Raw genomic sequence first — 4055 nt, forward strand, 5'->3', positions numbered from 1 at the left:
CTTGCTCGCCTTCATCGTCTCCGCTCCTCCCAGCCAAGGGATTTTGGCGCGAAAAACTCCAGCTTCAAACGGTCCAGTTTTCGGGGATCAGATCAAAACCAAGCCGGGCCTAACTTATGACCGGCAGGAAAATGGGGAGCACGTCAGGCGGTGCCCCGCCATAAGCCGGCCAGGCCCCTTCCGCTGCAGCATTCGCGCAGCCTCGGGCAAGGCCGCGGAGTCATAGCTATTCAGTCCATCGGATTACCGAACGTCCGCTGGTCAGATCCGTCAGCAGCCGGTCCACCCCACCGGCTTCCGGTTTCGGCGCTGACACCGACAGAATCGCGCCGCTGTCCGTGAAAGCGTGAACGCTCATTTGCACGCCCGGGACGGCGGTCAACCTCGCCTGGGCCAGCGCCAGATCACTGAACCCGCATGTGACGGTTCCGGAGACGGTCTCGATGAGCGCCGCCTTCTCGGCTTCTCGCAGGCACAGGGCCGCCGTTCCGCCATAGGCACGGATCAGGCCGCCGCTGCCCAGAAGGATGCCGCCGAACCAGCGCGTGACGACGACGGCGACGCGATCGAGGCCTTGCCCGTCGATGGCGGCCAGGATCGGCTTGCCCGCGGTTCCACTGGGCTCGCCATCATCATTGAAGCGGTAGTTCTGCCCCACGCGCCAGGCCCAGCAATTGTGGTTGGCGGCCGGATCCGACCGTGTCGCGATGAATTCTTTCGCCGCCGCCTCGTCCGCGACGGGACCGGCGATCGCGATGAATCGGCTCTTCTTGATCTCCTGGCGGCGGATCGCGAGGTCAACCAGGGTAAGGCGCTCGACCATGCGCTCGTCTGTCATGAACTCGGTTCCCAATCGTCCTTGGCCTGAGGGAATGTCTGCTTCCCGGCAGAGCGCTCACATTAGCTGATGGCGCCCTTCGCCGATCAGCTCCCCATCGATCACGGCTCCCAACGCGGCGGACTTCCGATAGACATCCGCAATCCCTCGGTGAAGGCACGCACCTTCGCGCTCGGCTGCGGCAGCGCGCGAAGGAGGTAGATGCCTGACGACTCCTCGTTCCACGGCTCGTCACCGAGCCGCACGCGCACCAGCTTGCCGGCCCTCACATCCGGCCCAACAACCCAGCTCGCCAGAAACGCGATCCCGAGCCCCGCCTCGGCTGCCGAACGCAGGGCCTCAAAATCATCCGACCGGAACGTCACCGTGCCTGTCCCGGCATGGCCGGCCGGGCAGCCCAGGACGTCGCGCCAGCCAAGGAGATCGGCACCGTGGAGCTTGTCGAGCAGCCGATGCGATGAAAGGTCCGCCGCGCTGTCAGGTTTCCCCGCCCGCGCCAGATAGGCCGGGCTCGCGACCAGCAACCGCGTGAGCGGCGCCAGTCTTGTCGCGATCAGCGTACTGTCGGCAAGCGCGCCCATGCGGATGACGGCATCGAGCCGCTCGGCCACCGGATCGGCCAGCCGCTCCGTCAGGTCGAGCTCGACATGCAGGGTGGGATGCTCGGCCTGCAGCGCCGCGACCACCGGCAGGACATAGCGCTTGCCGAAGGTCGGGAAACAGGCGATGCGCAGCGTGCCGGAAACGGAGCCGTCGAAGGCGGCGACTTCCGCATGCGTGTCGGCCAGTTCATCGAGATGCCGCAGGGCCCGCTCATGCAGCCGCCGGCCGGCGTCGGTAAGGGCAAGCGCCCGCGTCGAGCGGACGAGCAGGGCAACGCCGAGATCCGCCTCCAACGAGTCGATCTGGCGAACGATCGCCGAAGGCGTCACCGCGCGACGGCGGGCGGCGCCGGAAAAGCTGCCCGCCCGGACGACATCGACGAAGGTGGCGAGATACTCGGCGAAATGGGGTCTCATCTTTGCGATCCAGGCAAAGCCGTTTGCAGCAGGCTCCGGCTTATCGCCGGTCCCGGACACTTGCATATTCGCGGCGTTCACACAGCGGCAGCGTCCGTTCGCCCGACCACAATCGCCCGGGGCAAGGCGGATCGGCGTTCCATCTCGCAAGTCCTGACGGCGACCATGGAATTTCGAAAGCCCCGGCGGCCGGGCGCCGCGCATAACCGTGTTCGGGATGGCGCAGCCACCCCGGCTCCCCCCAGCGCCGACCGGCGACACGGCTCCATCGAGAGGCAATGCCATGAAAATCCTTACCGACAAGATCCTTTCGCAGTCCGCCTACACGGCGGACATCGACGTTCCCTTCGAGAAGATCGACATTGCCGAGTGGCTGTTCACTCTGCCGGAAGCCGAATATCTGCGCTGCTGCCCGCCCGACCATATCGGTTCCGGCGTCACCACGACCGACGATGGCCGCCGCATGGTGATCAATGTCGAGATGATCGGCACCGGGCTGGTGATCCAGCACTATGTCGCCGAGGAAGCCACGGCGAGCTATTGTCGGATGAATTCGATCTCCGACGTCTTCACGCCGGTGGGTCGCACGCAGGTCAACGTGATCTGGGAGCTGATCGCCGAGGCCATCGAGGACGGGCGCACCCGTTATACCAACCGCGTCACCTCGCACCCTACCGATGTGTTCATGGACTTCCTCGCCGCGCACGGCCAGACCTTCGAGCAGGCGGCCGTGGCCCGGCAGGAAGCCGGCGGCGACCATAACCGCCGCGAGACGCCGCTCTTCGCCGCCAGCATCGCCCGCCGTGCGGTCGCCAAGGCCGCAGCGAAATGAAGGCGGTCACGTTCGACGATTTCGGTGCGGCGGACGTCCTCCGCCTTGCCGACGTACCAATGCCGGAGCCACGCCCCGGCGACATTCTGGTGAAGGTGCACGCGGCCGGCGTCAACCGCGCCGATCTGCTGCAGCGTCAGGGCTATTATGGTCGCCAGAGCTATGGCGAGAGCGACCTGCTCGGGCTGGAAGTGGCCGGCGAGGTGGTTACGGTCGGCAGCGATGTCACCGACATCCGGCCGGGCGAGCGGGTGATGGGAATCGTCGGCGGCGGCGCCTATGCCGAATATGCCCGTGTCGACCGTGGCATGGCGGTGCTTATTCCCGAGGATCTCGATTATGTCGACGCGGCGGCGGTGATGGAATCCTTCGTCACCGCCTGGGAAGCCGCCGTGCATCTGGGCGGTGCCGGCGCTGGCGAGGCCGTGCTCATCCACGCGGCGGCCGGCGGAGTGGGTTCCGCTGCCGTCGAGATCGCCCACGCCCTCGGTGCCCGCGTCTTCGCGACCGCCAATGCCGAGCGCCGCGCCGAGGTGCTGGCGCTGGGTGTCGAGGCGGTTTTCGATTATCGATCCGAGGATTTCGAGCAGGGCGTACGCGAGGCGACCGGTGGAAATGGGGTCGATGTGATCGTCGATTTCGTCGGCGGCGACTATCTCCCGCGCAACCTGCGCAGCCTCGCCCCGGGCGGGCGCCTCGTTCAGGTTGGCCTGCTTGGCGGGCAGGACACTGCCAGCATTCCGCTCTCGGTCCTGCTGCACAACCACCTGCGCCTCATCGGCACGGTCATGAAATCGCGCACGCCGGACGAGAAGCGCGCCATGGTGCGGCGCTTTGCGGAAGGCGCGCTGCCGATGTTCGCCGACGGCCGGCTGAAGCCGCTGGTCGGCAAGGTCTTTCCGTTCGCACAGGCCGCCGAGGCGCATTGCGCCATGGAAGCGGGCGGCGGCTTTGGGAAGATCGTGCTGAAAGTGTCCGCGTGAGGCACGGCGGCGCGCTCCGCCCCGTCCATGGCCGCCGCCGCGCAATCGCCGCGTGCATGCGGGATAGGCGGGCGGGGATAACGGTCAGCGTCGATGCGTGTCGTCCGCCGGACAATGCCGCGTGCGGCATGGGCAGCCTTCGGTCAGACCGGCGCGCGCCGTCCTGACCGAATGACGGCACGGCACCGCATGGTTGCAGGCCTGCGGGAGGACGACCCGTCAGCGCGAGATGACGGGTCGCAGCGCGTTCGTTCGGAAGGGACACTCCAATTGGAGTGTCGGGCAGAGCCGCGCCGTTCGCTCAGAACTTCAAGGAGAACTGGGCGCTGAAGGTGTTCTGGTTGGTCTGGTCGGCCAGCTGGCCGGCATAGTTGAGCTGCAGC

4 protein-coding genes are annotated in these 4055 nt (G+C 66.8%); 2 read left to right on the top strand and 2 right to left on the bottom strand.

Features of this window, described 5'->3' with window-relative positions:
- Nucleotides 1-226: 226 nt before the first annotated feature.
- Both J2S76_RS23085 and J2S76_RS23090 read right to left on the bottom strand, forming a co-directional pair.
- Nucleotides 227-838, bottom strand: coding sequence for an IMPACT family protein (locus J2S76_RS23085; protein WP_307064488.1), 612 nt, complete (start codon nt 836-838; stop codon nt 227-229).
- A gap of 101 nt (nt 839-939) precedes the next feature.
- Nucleotides 940-2142, bottom strand: a complete 1203-nt coding sequence (locus J2S76_RS23090) for a LysR family transcriptional regulator (protein WP_307064490.1) — start codon at nt 2140-2142, stop codon at nt 940-942.
- On the opposite strand from J2S76_RS23090, the gene J2S76_RS23095 reads away from it, so the two are divergent.
- Both J2S76_RS23095 and J2S76_RS23100 read left to right on the top strand, forming a co-directional pair.
- Complete coding sequence (locus tag J2S76_RS23095; protein ID WP_307064492.1) at nt 2141-2689, top strand: hypothetical protein; 549 nt, start codon at nt 2141-2143, stop codon at nt 2687-2689. The two genes, J2S76_RS23090 and J2S76_RS23095, sit on opposite strands and share 2 nt — an antisense overlap.
- A complete protein-coding gene (locus J2S76_RS23100; protein ID WP_307064494.1) occupies nt 2686-3672 on the top strand; it encodes an NAD(P)H-quinone oxidoreductase in 987 nt (328 codons plus the stop codon). Before J2S76_RS23095 ends, J2S76_RS23100 begins: the two co-directional genes overlap by 4 nt.
- Nucleotides 3673-4055 lie beyond the last annotated feature (383 nt).

Origin of the sequence: Ancylobacter vacuolatus, assembly GCF_030813595.1 — a bacterium.
In the GTDB taxonomy this organism is placed as follows: domain Bacteria; phylum Pseudomonadota; class Alphaproteobacteria; order Rhizobiales; family Xanthobacteraceae; genus Ancylobacter; species Ancylobacter vacuolatus.

What these genes read in the sequence shown, in the direction of transcription:
- J2S76_RS23085 (WP_307064488.1), bottom strand. Translation starts at nt 838, where the DNA reads ATGACAGACGAGCGCATGGTCGAGCGCCTTACCCTGGTTGACCTCGCG.
- J2S76_RS23100 (WP_307064494.1), top strand. Translation starts at nt 2,686, where the DNA reads ATGAAGGCGGTCACGTTCGACGATTTCGGTGCGGCGGACGTCCTCCGC.
- J2S76_RS23095 (WP_307064492.1), top strand. Translation starts at nt 2,141, where the DNA reads ATGAAAATCCTTACCGACAAGATCCTTTCGCAGTCCGCCTACACGGCG.
- J2S76_RS23090 (WP_307064490.1), bottom strand. Translation starts at nt 2,142, where the DNA reads ATGGCATTGCCTCTCGATGGAGCCGTGTCGCCGGTCGGCGCTGGGGGG.